Genomic DNA, 14,932 nt, shown 5'->3' on the forward strand with positions numbered 1-14,932 from the left:
GGATCAGGCTCGGTTTAGCCGCGGCCCATCGCCTTCAGTTCGGCAAGGCGCTGCTTTGCCGTCGGCGGCAGCGGCAGATGCGGGTTGTTTCTGACCGTCTCGATCAGAAGCTCGTCGCTTGCCGTCTCGGTCACCTCGATCAGCCTGGCGAGGAACTCGTCCGGATCGAGGCCCGCCTCGATCGGCGGCAGCACGCGAACCTTGAAATGGCCGGGGAAACGCAGAAACTTGCGGCGCGGCCAGAACAGGCCTGGATGCATGGCGACGGGCACAACAGGCACGTTGAGGTCACGGTAAAGTCGGGCGATGCCATATTTATAGTGCGGCGGTGCGCCGGGCGGCCTGCGGGTGCCTTCGGGATAGATGATCAGTTCTCGGCCGGACGCCATTTCCTGCTTGGTCCGATCCATGACTTCGGTCATGGCCCGGCCACGCGCGGCACGGTTCACCGGCACCATGCGCTGCTTGCGGACGTACCAGCCGAAGAGCGGGATCCAGGTCAGTTCGCGCTTGAGAATGAAGAAGGGATCGTTGAGCCAGGGCAGGAGCGCATAGACATCCCAGAACGACTGGTGCTTGGGCGCGAAGATGTAGCCGCTCTTGGGGATGTTCTCCAAGCCCTCGATCTCGAAGGTCGTGCCGACAATCTTTTTGAACAGCCAATGATTGCTGCGCGCCCAGTTCTTCGGAACGAACCAGGCCTTCTTCCGCGACACCAGAAAATAGGCCGGCGTGAAGACAATCATCTGCAGGATCAGATTGACGTAGAAGACCAGATTGAAAAGGACCGAACGCAGGACGATCATCAGCAGGCTCTCGAGGCGAGTTCAGGGATATCCAGCCCGTGGGCCGATGGATCGCTGCGTACACGAATAAACGCCGAAGGAAAACCGCCCGTCGTCACTTTGCTGATTAAGGGGTGGCAGCGATTATTCTTCGGCCGGTGTCGCACGCGAGGGAACGGTGCGCAATCCGCTCGCCGGGCGGGCACCGGCCATATCGCGCACGGAGGCGACGGAATACTTGCCGAACTCCAGCAGGATCGATTTCAGCACCATCGGATTGCGCAGCCAGTTCGTCGTCTTGAGGTCGGAGTTGACGACAGGATAGGCGATGAATTCGGTCTCCGGGCGGGCGCGACGCAACTCGAGCAGGCTTCGCGGCATATGGTAGTTGTTGGTCACAACAAGTACGCGCTTGTAGCCGTGATCGCTGATCCATTGGCTCGCCTCGGTCGCATTGCCGATCGTGTCGATCGCCTCGTGGCCGATGTCGACGCAGCATTTGAAGAGATCGGCCGAGCTTTGGGTGTTGCGCCGGATCTGGCTGCCGGTGGTCGCCGGGTGGACGCCCGAAATCAGCAGCCTTTTGCCGGCCCCGGATTTCAAGAGGTCGACCGCCTGATCGATGCGCTGGAAGCCGCCGGTCAAGACGACGATCGCTTCCGCCTTCGGGTCTTCCGGCGGTTGCATGGACGCGACGGTATCGGCGAAATTGAGGAAGGCCGCGACCACGATCGCGAACGGCACAAGCAGAATGAAAAAGGTCCGGCGGAGAATTTTGCGCAAGGGACTACGGGGTCGGCGTTCCTGCTCGGCCCCGCCTTGCCATTTGCCTCCTCCGGCCATCCCGCTCCCGCGAAGTCCTTGCGCCATCATGATTCTCTTCAGATAGCGCCAGATTGCGGCAAGGAATGGATCGAATAAAGGTGAAACATCTGGGCGTCAGCTTTGGTAGGTATCCGTACGTCCGGGATCAGAGCGGATCAGGTCGATCTCGTAGATCGTGCGCGTTACCGTGAGCCGAGCCGTCAGCGTCGTCAACACCGCAATGACGATCATGATGGCAAGAATACCGAGATAACCACTGTAACCGATGGTGAACGTGCCGAAGAGGGCGGTGGCCTGGTCCGTTTCCGGCGTCGCCAATGTGCGCGATTGCCAGTAGCCAGCAAGCGCGAAGAACAGCGCCGCCAGCAGCCCGCCGGCGCCGGCCCCCTTGAGGCTTATTCTGAGGAAATGCTTCTGGAACTCCGATGCCACGAATCCTGCCTCGGCGCCGACGAAATGCAGCACTTCGACGATATGGCGGTTTCCGGACAGTGCGCCGCGCGTGGCGAAGATGACGGTCAGCACCATGGTCGAGAAAACGAGGATCAGCACGCCGGTCCCGATCATTGCCGTGGTGTTTGCCATCGCCACCAGGCGGTCGACCCAGGTACGGTGATCGTCGAGGAAGGCCTGCGGGATGATCTCGGTCAGCGCCTTGCGCATGGCTGCGAAATCGGGCGGATTGTTTTCATCGATGGTGATGATGACGAGGCGGGGAACGGGCAATTCGTCGAGATCGAGGCCTTCGCCGAGCCAGGGCTCAAGCAGGCGGGCCGTTGCTGCGCGGTCGACGATGTTGCCACCTGTCGCTCCGCTGAAGGTCAGGGCCAGATCTCGCGCATCGGCAAGCGCCTTTTCCATATCGAGACCGTCGTCCGGTTTGATCTGGATGGTGATCTCGCGGGAAATCTGGCTCTGCCAGCTTTGGGCCGTGGCGCGCACCATGCTGACACCGCCGAGCGTGAGGCAGGCGAGGAACGACATGATCGCGATCACGCACATCAGCGCGTGACCGGACACGTTCGTCGACGGCACGATCGGCCCCATCGGGCGCACGCGCATCTCCGTGCGGCGCGGCTGCTGCTGCGGTTCCGGTTGCTGCTCCGGCACCTCATGGGTGCGTTTGGTGCGGCCCTCACTCATAGATATCGAGCCGCCCTTGCGAAAGGATCATGCGCCGCGCCTCGACCTGATCCATCAGCGACAGATCGTGGGTGGCAATGACGACGGCGGTGCCGAGCCGGTTGAGTTCGAGGAAGAGGTTCAGCAAGCGGCGGGCCATCGGCGGGTCGACGTTGCCGGTCGGCTCGTCCGCAAGCAGGATTTCGGGGCGGTCAATCAGCGCGCGGGCGATTGCCGCGCGTTGCTTCTCGCCGCCGGAAAGTACGGGCGGCAGCACATTGATGCGCTCGCCAAGCCCAACCCATTTCAACAGTTCGAGCACGTCGGCGCGGTAGCTCGATTCGTCCTTGCCGCGCACGCGCAGCGGAAGCGCAACGTTCTCATAGGTGGTCAGATGATCGAGCAGGCGGAAGTCCTGGAAAACGATGCCGACGCGCCGGCGCAGCATGGGGAACTCTTCGCGCGGGATCGACGAAATGTTGCGGTCGAACATGCGGATCAGACCGCGCGTCGGCTGCAGCGAGAGGAAGAGCAGGCGCAACAGCGTCGTCTTGCCGGCGCCGGAGGGGCCGGTGAGGAATTGGAACGACCGGCGCGGAATGTCGAAGGTCAGGTCCCGGAGAATTTCCGGCCCCATGCCATAACGCAATCCGACGTTCTCAAAATGAATCAATGGGTACCCATCTCTCTCACGACCCGTGCGGTTCTGCTTGGGGACGGCTATCTGCGCATAGGACGCCAAGCGCCGAAAGGCAAAACCGCCAGCGGAATCATGGTTAAGCAGCGGTTAATTTTTCATGAAAAGACGCCGCTTTCACGGCCTCTTTCCGAAGCATTAACCATTTCGGTTTACGTGTCGGAAAGATTTGATGCAATGCCCTGATTCTTGCACCGCCAGGGATCGGCGCATTGCCCGATGGTTTCGCATGGATGGCAGGTCCGTCCGCGATCCAGGAGGAAAAGGCGATGCAGGCATTCCGCACGAAATCGGCTGGAGCCGCGGCCTATGCCGATCTGCTGCCACCGGACCGCGGTCCACGCGAAGCTGCACCCGCGCCGCGCCGCGTCGACTATGTCGACGCCGAATTCGAGACCGTTTCGGCGACGGCCCGCCGCAATCCCTATCCCGTTTTCAATGACAATCGGCGGCACACTCGACGCCACGGCCCGACATTGACGGTCGTTCGCGACGAGAAGGCCGCCCTCAGGCGCCTGTTGTCTCTCGCCGAGACTTGGTTGCGCGCCATGCCGGCACGTCGGTTCGCCGCGCTTGTCGCAGCTTTCGCCCTTGCGGCGTTTGCGGCTATCATCGTCCTTTCGACCGGTGACGGGGTCGAAAGCGAGCCATTGGCGATCACCGACGTCACTGCGTCGCTCGATTATTCCGGCGGCATGCGGGTACTTTCGGTCTACGGCTCCATCGACAATTCCTCTTCCGCCCTGCAGCGACTGCCGTTGGTCGTGGTGGATGTGGTCAGCAATGGCCGCAAGGTTACGGCGACGCGATTGATGCCGGAGGGTGCCGCCATCGCACCCGGCGAGAGCCGCCGCTTCGTGACCAGGCTCCCATATGCAGGTGGAAAAATGCCCGAGGTGAAGGTTTCCTTCGCCGAAAACGGTGTCTCCGTGCGCTGATTGTGCTAAGCGGGCGCAAAAGGGAAGGCGTTTGTCTTCCGGATGAAACGCTGGAGAAACCGCATGCCCGTCGTTCGCGGAAAGAATATCGAGCCCCTTTATACGGCAGAGACGATCGCCGCACGCAACACCGAGCTTGCCGACATGATCGTCGAGGGTCCGCACAAGGACCTTCTGGTGATCGCGGTGCTCAAGGGCTCGTTCATCTTTGCCGCGGACCTGATCCGCGCCATGCACAACACCGGCCTGGCACCGGAAGTCGAGTTCATCACGCTGTCGAGCTACGGGCTCGGCACGGTCTCCCAGGGCGTAAAGATCATCAAGGACATCGATAGCGACGTGCATGGCCGCGACGTGCTCCTGATCGACGATATCCTGGAATCCGGGCGCACCCTGCGTTTTGCGAAGGAACTGATGTACGAGCGCGGCGCGCGCAACGTCACCATTGCGGTGCTGCTCGACAAGCGCGTCAAGCGCAAGGTCGAGCTCGAGGCCGACTATGTTGGCTTCGAATGCCCTGATCATTTCGTCGTCGGCTACGGCATGGACGTGGCTTACGCGTTCCGAGAACTGCCCTTCGTTGGCGTCGTCACCGGCGACGCCGAGTAGAGACGAGAATGTGCAGCGCTGCGGCGTTTGAGATCGCGGCGCTGTAATGACCTCCAGGCCGCGTTCAGCGCTCGAAGCAGGGCCGCTGTAAAACGCGCATTCCGAAATCCAGCCGCCCGGCGTTTACCGAACACAAAGAAAAAGCTGGTTGTTTGGGGTCGTGTCGCGTTTCGCCCCCTGGGATGCCACGTGCCGCTGCGGACTGCCTCACGATTCTTGTGAGTGTTGCCGTATCCATTGGAATGGGCCGGCCTCTTCGCGAGAGAGCCGTGCCGTTGCAGCGAACGCGGGAGGCCATGATGGCGAAGATCCTGATTACCGAGGACGAGGATGCATTGCGCTCCTTCGTCGCCCGGGCCTTGAGGCTCGATGGACATGAGACCGTGGAGGCTGGAGACGGCGCAGATGGGCTTGCCTGCCTGCAGACCGAGAATTTCGATCTGCTGCTGTCAGATATCCGCATGCCCGTCATGGACGGCATCGAATTGACGCATCAGGCGTCCGCAGCCTTTCCGGCGATGAAGATCCTGCTGATGACCGGTTACGCCGAACAGCGCGAGCGGGCCGACGATCTCGCCGACAAGATCGTCGACGTCATCTCCAAGCCCTTTTCCCTGCCTGACATCCGCAAGGCGGTGGCCCTGGCGCTCGCTGCCTGACGGGTCCCCCTCCATCGCCCGATCGTGGGCGAGGCATTGATTGTTTGGCGATCTGACAAATTGAATACGGCCCTGGCGCGTTTCCGCTCCAGGGCCGTCGTCGTTTCCGGCTCTTTTGGCCGAGGGTCAGCGCATGTCGAGCAGGCGTTCGAGATACTGGCGCTCGGCCTCGGGCGACAGCGTGTTGCCAAGGCGGCGGCGGATTTCGTCGAGAATCTCACGCGCCCGCTGGGTGTCGATTTCATCGGGAACTTTCACCTGGTCGCCGAAGTCCGGACCGGCATTCTGCTGGCGTCGACCGAGCGGGTCGCGACCATTCTGGCCGTATTGCGGGACGCCCTGACCGGGTCCTTGTCCCTGGGCCTGCATCTGGTTCATCATGTCCTGGGCGCCGTCACGCAGCGCCTGCAGTGCGCGGCCCTGGCTGCCGACGGCCGGTTCGCCCTGGCCCTTGCCAAGGGAGCCGGAGGCGCCTTCCATTTCGCGCTTGGCGTCGCCGAACCCCTTGCCGGGCTTGATGCCAAGGCTCTCCAGACCCTTCTGCAGTTCGCCGAGTTGCTTGCCCAACGCATCCTGCTGCTGCTTCAGCTGCTTCAGCGCTTCCTTCAGTTGCTCGGCGGTCATGTCGTCGAGCGGGCCGTTCTCGTCACCACGCTGGCCCGGATCCTGCGGCATGTCCTGACCATAAAGCTCGTTGTCCTCGCCCTGCAGCGGGTCGCCGCGCTGCATGCGGTCTCGCTGCGCCTGGTCGAGCTTGAACGTCTCGTCCATCAGCTTTTGCTGCTCCTGCATCAGCTGGCCGAGCTTGTCCATCTGCTCGCGCATGGCGTTGTTCTGTTCGCCCATCTGTTGCTGGCCGCGGTTGGCCTGCAGGTTGTTCATCAGACGCTGAAGCTCCGACAGCATCTGACGGGCCTGGTCGCGCGCACCCGATCGCGCCAGGTTCTCGATCTGGTTCATCATCCTGTCCAGATCCTGTTGGCGCAGAACATTGTTCTGATCCGGATTGGCGGCCATGCGCGGGTTTTTCGCGGCCTCCTTGGCCAGCGCCTGCATATATTCCTGCATGGCCTCGCGCAGTTCCTTCATCAGCTTGGCGATTTCCTCGTCGGGCGCATTGCGATCAAGCGCATCCGACAACGCCTGTTGCGCATCGCGCAGACGTCGGTCGGCGAGCGACAGATCGCCATCCTCGATGCCTAGCGCGATTTCCCAGAGATGCTTGGCGGCGTCGCGCAGCATGTCGTCGTTGCGCGCCAGCGCCATGCGCGAACGTGCCGATTTCAGGAGCAGGAAATGGGTGAGGTTGGGGATCGTTTCCTCGGCGAAGCTGGCGATCGCGTCATTGAGGTCGATCGCCCGCGGCAGGTCGTTGGCGTTGAGTGCAAAGACCTGTCGCTGTTCGGCAACGGCGCCCGCCAGCGGATTGAAGAATTGCCGCGCCGGAAGGATCATGTCCTGCGGCACGCTTCTCCCCTCCTGACCGGCGGCATCGCGGGCAACGAGGGTGACGCGAACGCGCTTGCCGGCCAGCGGATGTTCGCTGAGGTTGCGGCTGGTCGTGCCCTTGGCCTCGCGGGCGTTGCGGCGCGGCAGGTCGAGACGATACTCGGGAAGCGGATAGAGCGGCCGTGCGTCCTTCGCCTGTTCGTCCAAAGGCTTGATCTCAGCCCAGGCCTGAGCGATGCCGTAGTCGTCGCTCGCCAGGAAGGCGATGTCGAGCGAGGCATTTGGGGTGGGCTTTGGCAGGCCGTCAAAGGCGATCTGAGGCACGCTGTCGGGGGTGATCTTGAACGTCCACTTCTGGCCACCGACGGAGAGTTCGCCGTCCTTTACGATCTTGTAGAGGTGATTGCGCACGGCATTGTCGGGCGCCTTCTGGGCGGCCGGTTCCGCTGACGCAGTCTTTTCGTCCGGCTTTTCCCCGGCGGTCGGGATGACGATCGCGTCGGCCGATCCGTGTTCCGAATAGCGGACGGCTTCTTCCGTGCCGGCGCCAGTGACGCGCACGGTCAGATCGCTGAACTGCGGAATGGTAATCGCCGCCGTTTCGTCAGATGGGGACGCGACGCCCTGGCGGCCCGTGAGGAAGACGGGCGCACGCCCGGTATAGGCGGGCGGTGTCACCCAGGCATCGACCCGGATGTCGGCGACTTCGCTTGCTGGCTGCGGCAGGTGGAAGGCGTCCGAGAGAAGCCCCGCCCGGTTGGAATAGGAATAGGCGAAAGCGACGCAGGCGATCAGAACCGGCAGCGCCCGCAGCGCGAAAGGGTCGTGGCGGGCAATGTCGGGACGCGGCAGGCCCGTGTCGAGGGCACGGATCATCCCCGCCATGCGCGTCTGATGTTCGCGCCACAGCGCCTCGCCGAAGGCGCCGCCGGTTGCCGGAATGTCGTCCTGAACACGGATCGCCTGGTGGGGAAGGGCGTTGCGCTCTTCCAGCATCCGATCGGCATCGACGTTCCCAGGTAATCTCAACCGGGTCAGCGGAACGAGGGAGGCGATGAAGGCGACGAGAAAGCCCAGAAGCAGGGCGGCATGCAGCCAAAGCGGAGCAATGCGGAAGAGGCCGAGCCAGGCGGCCGACAGAAACAGGAGCACGATCGAAGCGGGAACGAGGGCGCGCGGCAAAACCTGCTCGGCGATCAACACCGCCCGCGCGACAAACCTTTTCAGCGCCAGCGTTCTGGCAAACGACTTCGGTTGTGGCGTTTCATCCTGCCGGAATTGCGTCATCCGCCCAAGTTCCCTTTCGGTCGCTCATGACCGCTCGTGACCGACCTATTGAATGATCAGGATAACATCGTTTGTGGCGAAGACGAGGGCGACAACAAAATCGTGATCGCCCGCGCGGGCGATCCACAGATCATCGTCCGATCCGAAAGACTGCTCAGTCGAGCCAGTCCGGAACCGAATCAAGCCCGATCAGGTCATCGTAGCTTTGGCGCGGCCGGATCACGTGGAAGCGATCGCCCTTGACCAGCACTTCCGGGATCAGCAGCCGGCTGTTGTAGGTGCTCGCCTGGACAGCGCCATAGGCGCCGGCAGAACTGATGGCGAAGAGATCGCCCGGCTTCGGCATGGCCATTTCGCGGTCAAGCGCCAGATAGTCGCCGGTCTCGCACACCGGGCCGACGACGTCGGCCTTGATGCGGGGCGCATTGGCGGCTGAAATGCGAACCGGCCTGATCTCGTGATAGGCCTCGTAGAGCGTCGGGCGGATCAGGTCGTTCATGGCGCCGTCGACAATGACGAAGGTCTTGTCGCCGCCATCCTTGACGTAGATGACCTCGGTCACGAGGATGCCGGCGTTGCCGACGATCAGCCGGCCCGGCTCGGTGACGATCTTGCAGCCGAGCGACTGCAGCTGGCTCTTGACGATTTCGGCATAGGCATCGGGCAGCGGCGGCGGATTGTTGTCTTCCTTGTAGGGAATGCCGAGACCGCCGCCGATATCGACGTGATCGATCGCGTGGCCGTCGCTGCGTAGCGTGTCGACCAGTTCGCGCAGCAGCTTGAAAGCGTCGTCGAAGGGCTGCAGCTCGGTGATCTGGCTGCCGATATGCATATCGATGCCGGTGACCTGGATGCCGGGCAGTGTCGCGGCATGGGCGTAGACGGCGCGGGCACGCTCCCACGAAATGCCGAACTTGTTTTCCTTCTTGCCGGTCGAGATCTTCGAGTGGGTGCGCGCGTCGACATCCGGGTTGATGCGGAAGGAGACGTGAGCACGCTTGCCGGCGCGAACGGCGCGCTGGTTCAGGACCTCGAGTTCCGGTTCGGACTCGACGTTGAAGCAGTAGATGCCGGCCTCGAGCGCCAGGTCCATTTCCTGCGGGGTCTTGCCGACGCCGGAGAACATGATGCGGCTTGCCGGAATGCCGGCGGCCAGCGCGCGGCGCAACTCACCGCCCGACACCACATCGACGCCGGCGCCAAGGCGCGCAAGCGTCTTCAGCACGGCCTGGTTCGAATTGGCCTTCATGGCGTAGCAGACCATCGCATCGACGTCGGCAAAGGCCTTGGAGAAGACCTTGTAGTGCCGCTCGAGCGTCGCCGTCGAGTAACAGTAGAAGGGCGTTCCGACGGCGCGGGCGATGTCGGTCACCGGCACGTCTTCGGCGTAGAGAATTCCGTCGCGGTATTCGAAATGGTTCACGGGGCGTGGCTCGGCTTAGAGGAGGGGATCGAGCAGGAAAGGGCGGTCGTCAGCCTGTTCTTTCTTTTCGACAGTTCCGGCAGGGGCCAGGGTGTTGATCGGCGCCGTCGAGCCGGGTCGGTCGAGGTCGCCCTTGCGTCCACAACCGACAAGAACCAGCCCGGGGATCGCCAGAAGAAGCGCAAACCGGGCCGCCTTCGTGAATGTCATCGTGATTTTCCTTCGCGGGGACTGATGCTGGTGCGATGTCTTATCGATTTTTCCGGCGCTTGTGCACCCTGATTCTGCGACGGGATTCAGCCCCTTGCGCTCAGGCACGTCGTTGCCCCGAAACCGCAACGCGGTCTCGGGGGACAAGCATCAGTTGCGCGCGCGCCACCAGGCGATCTGCTTGCGAACCTCGTTCGGTGCGGTGCCGCCGAAGGACGTGCGACTGGCGACCGAGGCCTCGACGGTCAGCACGTCGAACACCTTGGCGGTGATCGAAGGATGGATCGACTGCAGGTCTTCAAGCGAGAGGTCGGCGAGGTCGCAGGCCTTCTGTTCCGCAAGGGCGACGGCGCGGCCGGTGACATGGTGGGCGTCGCGGAAGGGCAGGCCGGCCTCGCGTACCAGCCAGTCAGCAAGGTCGGTCGCTGTCGAATAGCCGGAACCGGCAGCCGCCTTCATCCGGTCGGCCCGAATGGTCATGTCGCGCACCATGCCGGTCATCGCGGCAACGGCGAGTTCGAGGCTCTCGGCCGCGTCGAAGACCTGTTCCTTGTCTTCCTGCATGTCCTTGGAATAGGCGAGCGGCAGGCCCTTCATGACGGTCAGAAGCGCGATCAGCGAGCCGTTGATGCGGCCGGTCTTGGCGCGCACCAGCTCGGCGGCATCGGGGTTCTTCTTCTGCGGCATGATCGAGGAGCCGGTCGAAAACGCGTCGGACAGACGAATGAAGCCGAACTGCGGCGTCGACCAGATGACGATCTCTTCGGCAAGGCGCGACATGTGCGTGGCGGCGATTGCGGCAATCGACAGGAATTCGAGCGCGAAGTCGCGGTCCGAAACTGTGTCGATCGAATTGCGGGTGGGGCCGGCAAAGCCGAGTGCGCTCGCGGTCATGTGCCGATCGATCGGGAAGCCGGTGCCGGCAAGGGCGGCCGCGCCGATCGGGCTTTCATCCATGTGCTCGATGGCGTGGCGCACGCGCGAGCGGTCGCGGCCGAACATCTCGACATAGGCCATGCAGTGATGGCCGAAGGTGACGGGCTGGGCCGTCTGCAGATGGGTGAAGCCGGGCATGACGGTCTCGGCATGTTCCTCGGCGCGGTCGAGGAAGGCGGCGATCAGGCCGGTCAGCGCCTTTTCGGTCCTCTGCAGCTCTTCCTTGACCCACAGACGGAAATCGAGCGCCACCTGGTCGTTACGCGAGCGGGCCGTGTGCAGCCGGCCGGCGGCCGGGCCGATCAGGGTCGCAAGCCGGGCCTCGATGTTCATGTGGATGTCTTCGAGGCGGCGAGAGAATTCGAACTGGCCGCTTTCGATCTCTGACAGGATCGTGTTGAGACCGTGAACGATCTTGTCTTTGTCCTCGGCCGAAATGATGCCTTGATGCGCCAGCATGGTCGCATGCGCTATTGAGCCGCGGATGTCCTGAGCATAGAGCTTCTTGTCGAAGCCGATCGAGGCATTTATCTCCTCCATGATCGCGTCCGGACCCGAGGCGAAGCGACCGCCCCACATCTGGTTGGAGGTTTTTGTCTCGGAATTGCCGTCAGCCATGAAGAATGCCCGCCTTGGAGAATGAAATGCCCGACCAGAAGAAATCCCCCCCGGCCGTGAAATTGTTCGCGCTCGCCGCCTTGTTCGGCGTGATCATCGGTGCGGCTGCGGTATACGTGAAGGAGACGGGGTCTGGCAATGCCGAGCCGACCGAAACGGCAGCTGCCGTCTGCCCGTTGACGGGCGAAAAGGTCGCCTCGCTGACGCCGTTCATGAAGGGCCAGGTGGCGGCGATGTCGCCGGCCGCCTCGCCACGCCCGATCGCACTCGATTTCAACGACCCGGACGGCAAGCCGACGACGGTTGCCGCCTTTGCCGGCAAGACGATGCTTGTCAATCTCTGGGCCACCTGGTGTGGCCCCTGCCGCGAGGAAATGCCTGCCCTCAACGCGCTGCAGAAGTCCCTCGGCAGCGACAAGTTCGAGGTGGTCGCGATCAACATCGACGTCGGCGACGACGAGAAGCCGAAGGCCTTCCTCGACGAGACCGCCGTGCACGACCTGCGCTACTATCGCGATGCGTCAATGGGCGTCTTCAACAATCTGAAGAAGGAAGGCCTTGCCTTCGGCCTGCCGGCAACCTTGCTGCTCGACGACAAGGGATGCCTGATCGGCTCGATGAATGGCCCGGCGGCCTGGGACAGCGACGATGCCAAAGCGCTGATCAAAGCGGCCACGGGCGGGTAGGCGTCACTCTCCGTGGGTTGTGGTGCGGTTGTCGCGCAACAGGTGCCACTGCACCTTGTGGGGGGTGAAATGCTCTGCCGCTGCACGTTCCCACAACGGCGTGGGATGGTCACCAACGATGAAGATGTCGGTCGGCGGCAGGTTCGGGTCTGTGGCAATAGACGCGACGCCGTCAAAAACGTCAGCCCACAGCTCGGTCAGCTCGCAGACTTTCGTATTGGCAATTTCAGCTGCGTCACTGCCGCATTTGAAATTGCCTCCCTGCTTAGGCACGTAAGGTATATGGGAATTTAGTGTCAGCCAGTATAGGAGTTTCCGCTCAGCCGGGTTTGTCGTCAGCCGGTCGCGGACGGCACTTGCAATGTCGTTGTCGCACAGACCCGTGAAAACGCTGCCGCAGCGCTGGTGAAACCTATTGCTGTCGGTCGCAAGGCCTTCAAGGAAGTGCGATTCGAGAAAACCGATTCTTGGATACCACTTGTCCCGTTCGAACATCCTCTGCGAAAAGCCGTGATAGGAGATTGTTCGATAGCCCCGATCAGCCATGGCGGCCGGAAAGCAGTCGTAGCTGGTCCGGCGAAGATAATCGGTGTGATCGCCCCATTGTCCGCAGAGTTCGCGGGATTCAGCGCCCGTAGTCGAACCCTCGAAGTTGCTGAGGCCACTTGAAAGTTCATAGCGCCCGGTATCCAGTGCTGGCTGCAGACGCCGTGAAAGAATTGCAGTGTGCTCAGGGCTGGAGAATGCGCCAAGCCCTTCCACCATTACGAACAACAAGTTGCGACCACCATTCGCTACAGCGGCGGCGTCGATACCATTGATCGAGAGTGCGCTTTCAAATGAGTCAGCAGGTTGCTTCAGGAAAGGGCGATTGATATGGCGCTCCAACATCACCACGCTGAAAGCGACGAGAGCCCCTGGCAGTAGCGATGCGCCTCGCAATACCTGTCGATTGTGATTCACGAGGCAGGCGATTGCAACGCCATTCGCGATAAAGAGGCTGATCACGACGACGTAAAATACGGAAGAGGTGAGATCCAGCGATGCCATGTAGCGCACCGACTGGATTGCAGCGCCGAGCGGCAGGTGGAACGCTACCATAACCACGAGGCCGAAATCGATGAGGGCAATGAGCGGGAATAGCAGGTAGGCCAACGTAGGTTTGGCGCGCAGCGCGAATAGGCCTCCAATCAAGTAAAGGAATGGCGAAAGCGGTCGTGCGGCCACATAGAACGGCAAGACCAGCAGCATCATCAGATTAGGCGCTAGGCCGAGGATGAGCGCCAAGCGCCACGCCCTCGCACTCCAAAGTGAGGGGAATGACCGTGCCGCCATTGAGGATATCGCTTGCGAAATCATATTCTCTCCCACGTGACTAGGAGAGGGCGTAACAGAACTGTCTTTAAGCTAAGTTACCAGTATGGCGAGCAAATTCCTTGTCGCGCAAGATGTAGGGTTGTGGATCCCGCGGAGATTGGACGTTCTTACTTGAACAGAATCCTATGTTCGAGACCTAGCGGGTCGGCACCGGCACGTCGCCGCGGTAGTCGTAGAAGCCGCGGCCGGACTTGCGGCCGAGCCAACCAGCTTCGACGTATTTTACCAGGAGCGGGCAGGGGCGGTATTTCGAGTCCGCCAAGCCGTCGTGCAGGACCTGCATGATCGACAGGCAGGTGTCGAGACCGATGAAGTCGGCGAGCTGCAGCGGACCCATCGGGTGGTTGGCGCCGAGCTTCATGGCGGTGTCGATCGCCTCGACCGTGCCGACGCCCTCATAGAGGGTGTAGATCGCCTCGTTGATCATCGGCAGCAGGATGCGGTTGACGATGAAGGCCGGGAAGTCTTCGGCGACCGTGACGGTCTTGTCGAGCGTGCCGACAAATTCCTTGGCGGCCTTGAACGTGCCTTCGTCCGTGGCGATGCCGCGCACGAGCTCGACCAGCTTCATCACCGGAACCGGGTTCATGAAGTGGATGCCCATGAACTTTTCCGGACGGTCGGTCGCAGATGCAAGGCGGGTGATCGACAGCGAAGAGGTGTTGGTCGCAAGCAGCGCTTCCGGCTTCATGATCGGGCATACCTGGCCGTAGATCTTGCGCTTGATGGTTTCGTCCTCGGTGACGGCCTCGATGACGAGGTCCACCTGCGACAGGTCGTTGATGTCGGACGAGCCCTTGATCAGCGCCAGCGCGCTCTTGCGAGCCTCGTCGGTCATCTTGCCTGATGACACCTGGCGGGCAAGGTTGCCGTTGACGGTGGCGAGGCCCGCCTCGATGCGATCAGCGGCAAGATCGTAGATCTGCACCTTGTATCCGGCCATCGCCGAAACATGCGCAATGCCGCAGCCCATTTGCCCGGCACCAATAACTCCGACCGTCTTGATCATCGCGGCGAACATCCATCTTCAAGAATTTTGGCGGCCGTGCCGCCGTCACATACGAAAATACCGGGCCGGTCTGGCCGGCCCGGTAGATTGTTAATGCCAAGTCCGCGCTTTTGCCAGCCCTTTTCCTTGAGGCTCGGGAAGTGCGGTTGGCGAATGGTTACAGCGCCTTTTCGAGCTCCGGCAGGGCTTCGAACAGGTCGGCGACGAGGCCGTAGTCGGCAACCTGGAAGATCGGCGCCTCCTCGTCCTTGTTGATGGCGACGATGACCTTCGAGTCCTTCATGCCGGCCAGATGCTGGATC

The 14,932-nt window shown here is 62.1% G+C and carries 14 protein-coding genes and 1 pseudogene; 4 read left to right on the forward strand and 11 right to left on the reverse strand.

The window, feature by feature from the left end:
• Positions 1-14 precede the first annotated feature (14 nt).
• The 4 genes from IB264_RS29245 to ftsE all read right to left on the reverse strand — a co-directional run bounded on the left by IB264_RS29245 (position 15) and on the right by ftsE (position 3,405).
• A complete protein-coding gene (locus IB264_RS29245) occupies positions 15-806 on the reverse strand; it encodes a 1-acyl-sn-glycerol-3-phosphate acyltransferase (RefSeq protein ID WP_057206564.1) in 792 nt (263 codons plus the stop codon).
• 123 nt (positions 807-929) lie between these two features.
• The gene (locus IB264_RS29250; protein WP_025424643.1) at positions 930-1,628 is read right to left on the reverse strand and encodes a YdcF family protein; all 699 of its coding nucleotides are present in this window, start codon (positions 1,626-1,628) and stop codon (positions 930-932) included.
• A 96-nt stretch (positions 1,629-1,724) separates the two neighbouring features.
• Positions 1,725-2,672 (reverse strand): ABC transporter permease, encoded by a 948-nt coding sequence (locus IB264_RS29255; RefSeq protein WP_107028041.1) that lies wholly within the window; start codon positions 2,670-2,672, stop codon positions 1,725-1,727.
• A 73-nt stretch (positions 2,673-2,745) separates the two neighbouring features.
• Positions 2,746-3,405 (reverse strand): cell division ATP-binding protein FtsE, encoded by a 660-nt coding sequence (ftsE, locus tag IB264_RS29260; RefSeq protein ID WP_063934108.1) that lies wholly within the window; start codon positions 3,403-3,405, stop codon positions 2,746-2,748.
• A gap of 257 nt (positions 3,406-3,662) precedes the next feature.
• Between ftsE and IB264_RS29265 the strand changes: the two genes are divergently transcribed.
• From IB264_RS29265 to IB264_RS29275, 3 genes are all read left to right on the forward strand, one after another.
• On the forward strand, positions 3,663-4,367 hold the full coding sequence (locus IB264_RS29265; RefSeq protein ID WP_225906529.1) for a hypothetical protein: 705 nt from the start codon (positions 3,663-3,665) through the stop codon (positions 4,365-4,367).
• Between the two features lie 63 nt (positions 4,368-4,430).
• Complete coding sequence (gene hpt / locus IB264_RS29270; protein ID WP_025424639.1) at positions 4,431-4,976, forward strand: hypoxanthine phosphoribosyltransferase; 546 nt, start codon at positions 4,431-4,433, stop codon at positions 4,974-4,976.
• A 299-nt stretch (positions 4,977-5,275) separates the two neighbouring features.
• On the forward strand, positions 5,276-5,635 hold the full coding sequence (locus tag IB264_RS29275; RefSeq protein WP_025424638.1) for a response regulator: 360 nt from the start codon (positions 5,276-5,278) through the stop codon (positions 5,633-5,635).
• A gap of 126 nt (positions 5,636-5,761) precedes the next feature.
• Here the strand turns inward: IB264_RS29275 and IB264_RS29280 are convergent, their stop codons facing one another.
• From IB264_RS29280 to argH, 4 genes are all read right to left on the reverse strand, one after another.
• Positions 5,762-8,371, reverse strand: a complete 2,610-nt coding sequence (locus IB264_RS29280) for a TIGR02302 family protein (RefSeq protein ID WP_057217887.1) — start codon at positions 8,369-8,371, stop codon at positions 5,762-5,764.
• Positions 8,372-8,525: 154 nt separating this feature from the next.
• Entirely contained in the window at positions 8,526-9,794 is a 1,269-nt protein-coding gene (lysA, locus tag IB264_RS29285) for a diaminopimelate decarboxylase (RefSeq protein WP_025424636.1), read from the reverse strand.
• Between the two features lie 15 nt (positions 9,795-9,809).
• A complete protein-coding gene (locus IB264_RS29290) occupies positions 9,810-10,004 on the reverse strand; it encodes a lipoprotein (RefSeq protein WP_038575652.1) in 195 nt (64 codons plus the stop codon).
• A gap of 150 nt (positions 10,005-10,154) precedes the next feature.
• Positions 10,155-11,558, reverse strand: a complete 1,404-nt coding sequence (gene argH / locus IB264_RS29295; protein WP_025424634.1) for an argininosuccinate lyase — start codon at positions 11,556-11,558, stop codon at positions 10,155-10,157.
• A gap of 26 nt (positions 11,559-11,584) precedes the next feature.
• Here argH and IB264_RS29300 point away from each other — a divergent pair, with 26 nt between their 5' ends.
• Entirely contained in the window at positions 11,585-12,244 is a 660-nt protein-coding gene (locus IB264_RS29300) for a TlpA disulfide reductase family protein (protein WP_025424633.1), read from the forward strand.
• Positions 12,245-12,247: 3 nt separating this feature from the next.
• Here the strand turns inward: IB264_RS29300 and IB264_RS29305 are convergent, their stop codons facing one another.
• The 3 genes and pseudogenes from IB264_RS29305 to IB264_RS29315 form a co-directional block, all read right to left on the reverse strand.
• Positions 12,248-13,531, reverse strand: coding sequence for a sulfatase-like hydrolase/transferase (locus IB264_RS29305; protein WP_158071676.1), 1,284 nt, complete (start codon positions 13,529-13,531; stop codon positions 12,248-12,250).
• Between the two features lie 226 nt (positions 13,532-13,757).
• Positions 13,758-14,630, reverse strand: a complete 873-nt coding sequence (locus IB264_RS29310) for a 3-hydroxybutyryl-CoA dehydrogenase (RefSeq protein ID WP_038576434.1) — start codon at positions 14,628-14,630, stop codon at positions 13,758-13,760.
• 157 nt (positions 14,631-14,787) lie between these two features.
• Positions 14,788-14,932, reverse strand: a pseudogene (locus IB264_RS29315) (electron transfer flavoprotein subunit alpha/FixB family protein); the annotation flags it as partial.

This window comes from Ensifer sp. ENS11, from assembly GCF_014851895.1.
Lineage (GTDB): Bacteria > Pseudomonadota > Alphaproteobacteria > Rhizobiales > Rhizobiaceae > Ensifer > Ensifer canadensis.

Bases quoted from the DNA above. Each gene is read 5' to 3' on its own strand.
- IB264_RS29245 (WP_057206564.1), bottom strand. From the start codon at position 806: ATGATCGTCCTGCGTTCGGTCCTTTTCAATCTGGTCTTCTACGTCAAT.
- IB264_RS29250 (WP_025424643.1), bottom strand. From the start codon at position 1,628: ATGGCCGGAGGAGGCAAATGGCAAGGCGGGGCCGAGCAGGAACGCCGA.
- IB264_RS29255 (WP_107028041.1), bottom strand. From the start codon at position 2,672: ATGCGCGTGCGCCCGATGGGGCCGATCGTGCCGTCGACGAACGTGTCC.
- IB264_RS29265 (WP_225906529.1), top strand. From the start codon at position 3,663: ATGGCAGGTCCGTCCGCGATCCAGGAGGAAAAGGCGATGCAGGCATTC.
- hpt (WP_025424639.1), top strand. From the start codon at position 4,431: ATGCCCGTCGTTCGCGGAAAGAATATCGAGCCCCTTTATACGGCAGAG.
- IB264_RS29275 (WP_025424638.1), top strand. From the start codon at position 5,276: ATGGCGAAGATCCTGATTACCGAGGACGAGGATGCATTGCGCTCCTTC.
- IB264_RS29280 (WP_057217887.1), bottom strand. From the start codon at position 8,371: ATGACGCAATTCCGGCAGGATGAAACGCCACAACCGAAGTCGTTTGCC.
- IB264_RS29290 (WP_038575652.1), bottom strand. From the start codon at position 10,004: ATGACATTCACGAAGGCGGCCCGGTTTGCGCTTCTTCTGGCGATCCCC.
- argH (WP_025424634.1), bottom strand. From the start codon at position 11,558: ATGGCTGACGGCAATTCCGAGACAAAAACCTCCAACCAGATGTGGGGC.
- IB264_RS29300 (WP_025424633.1), top strand. From the start codon at position 11,585: ATGCCCGACCAGAAGAAATCCCCCCCGGCCGTGAAATTGTTCGCGCTC.
- IB264_RS29310 (WP_038576434.1), bottom strand. From the start codon at position 14,630: ATGATCAAGACGGTCGGAGTTATTGGTGCCGGGCAAATGGGCTGCGGC.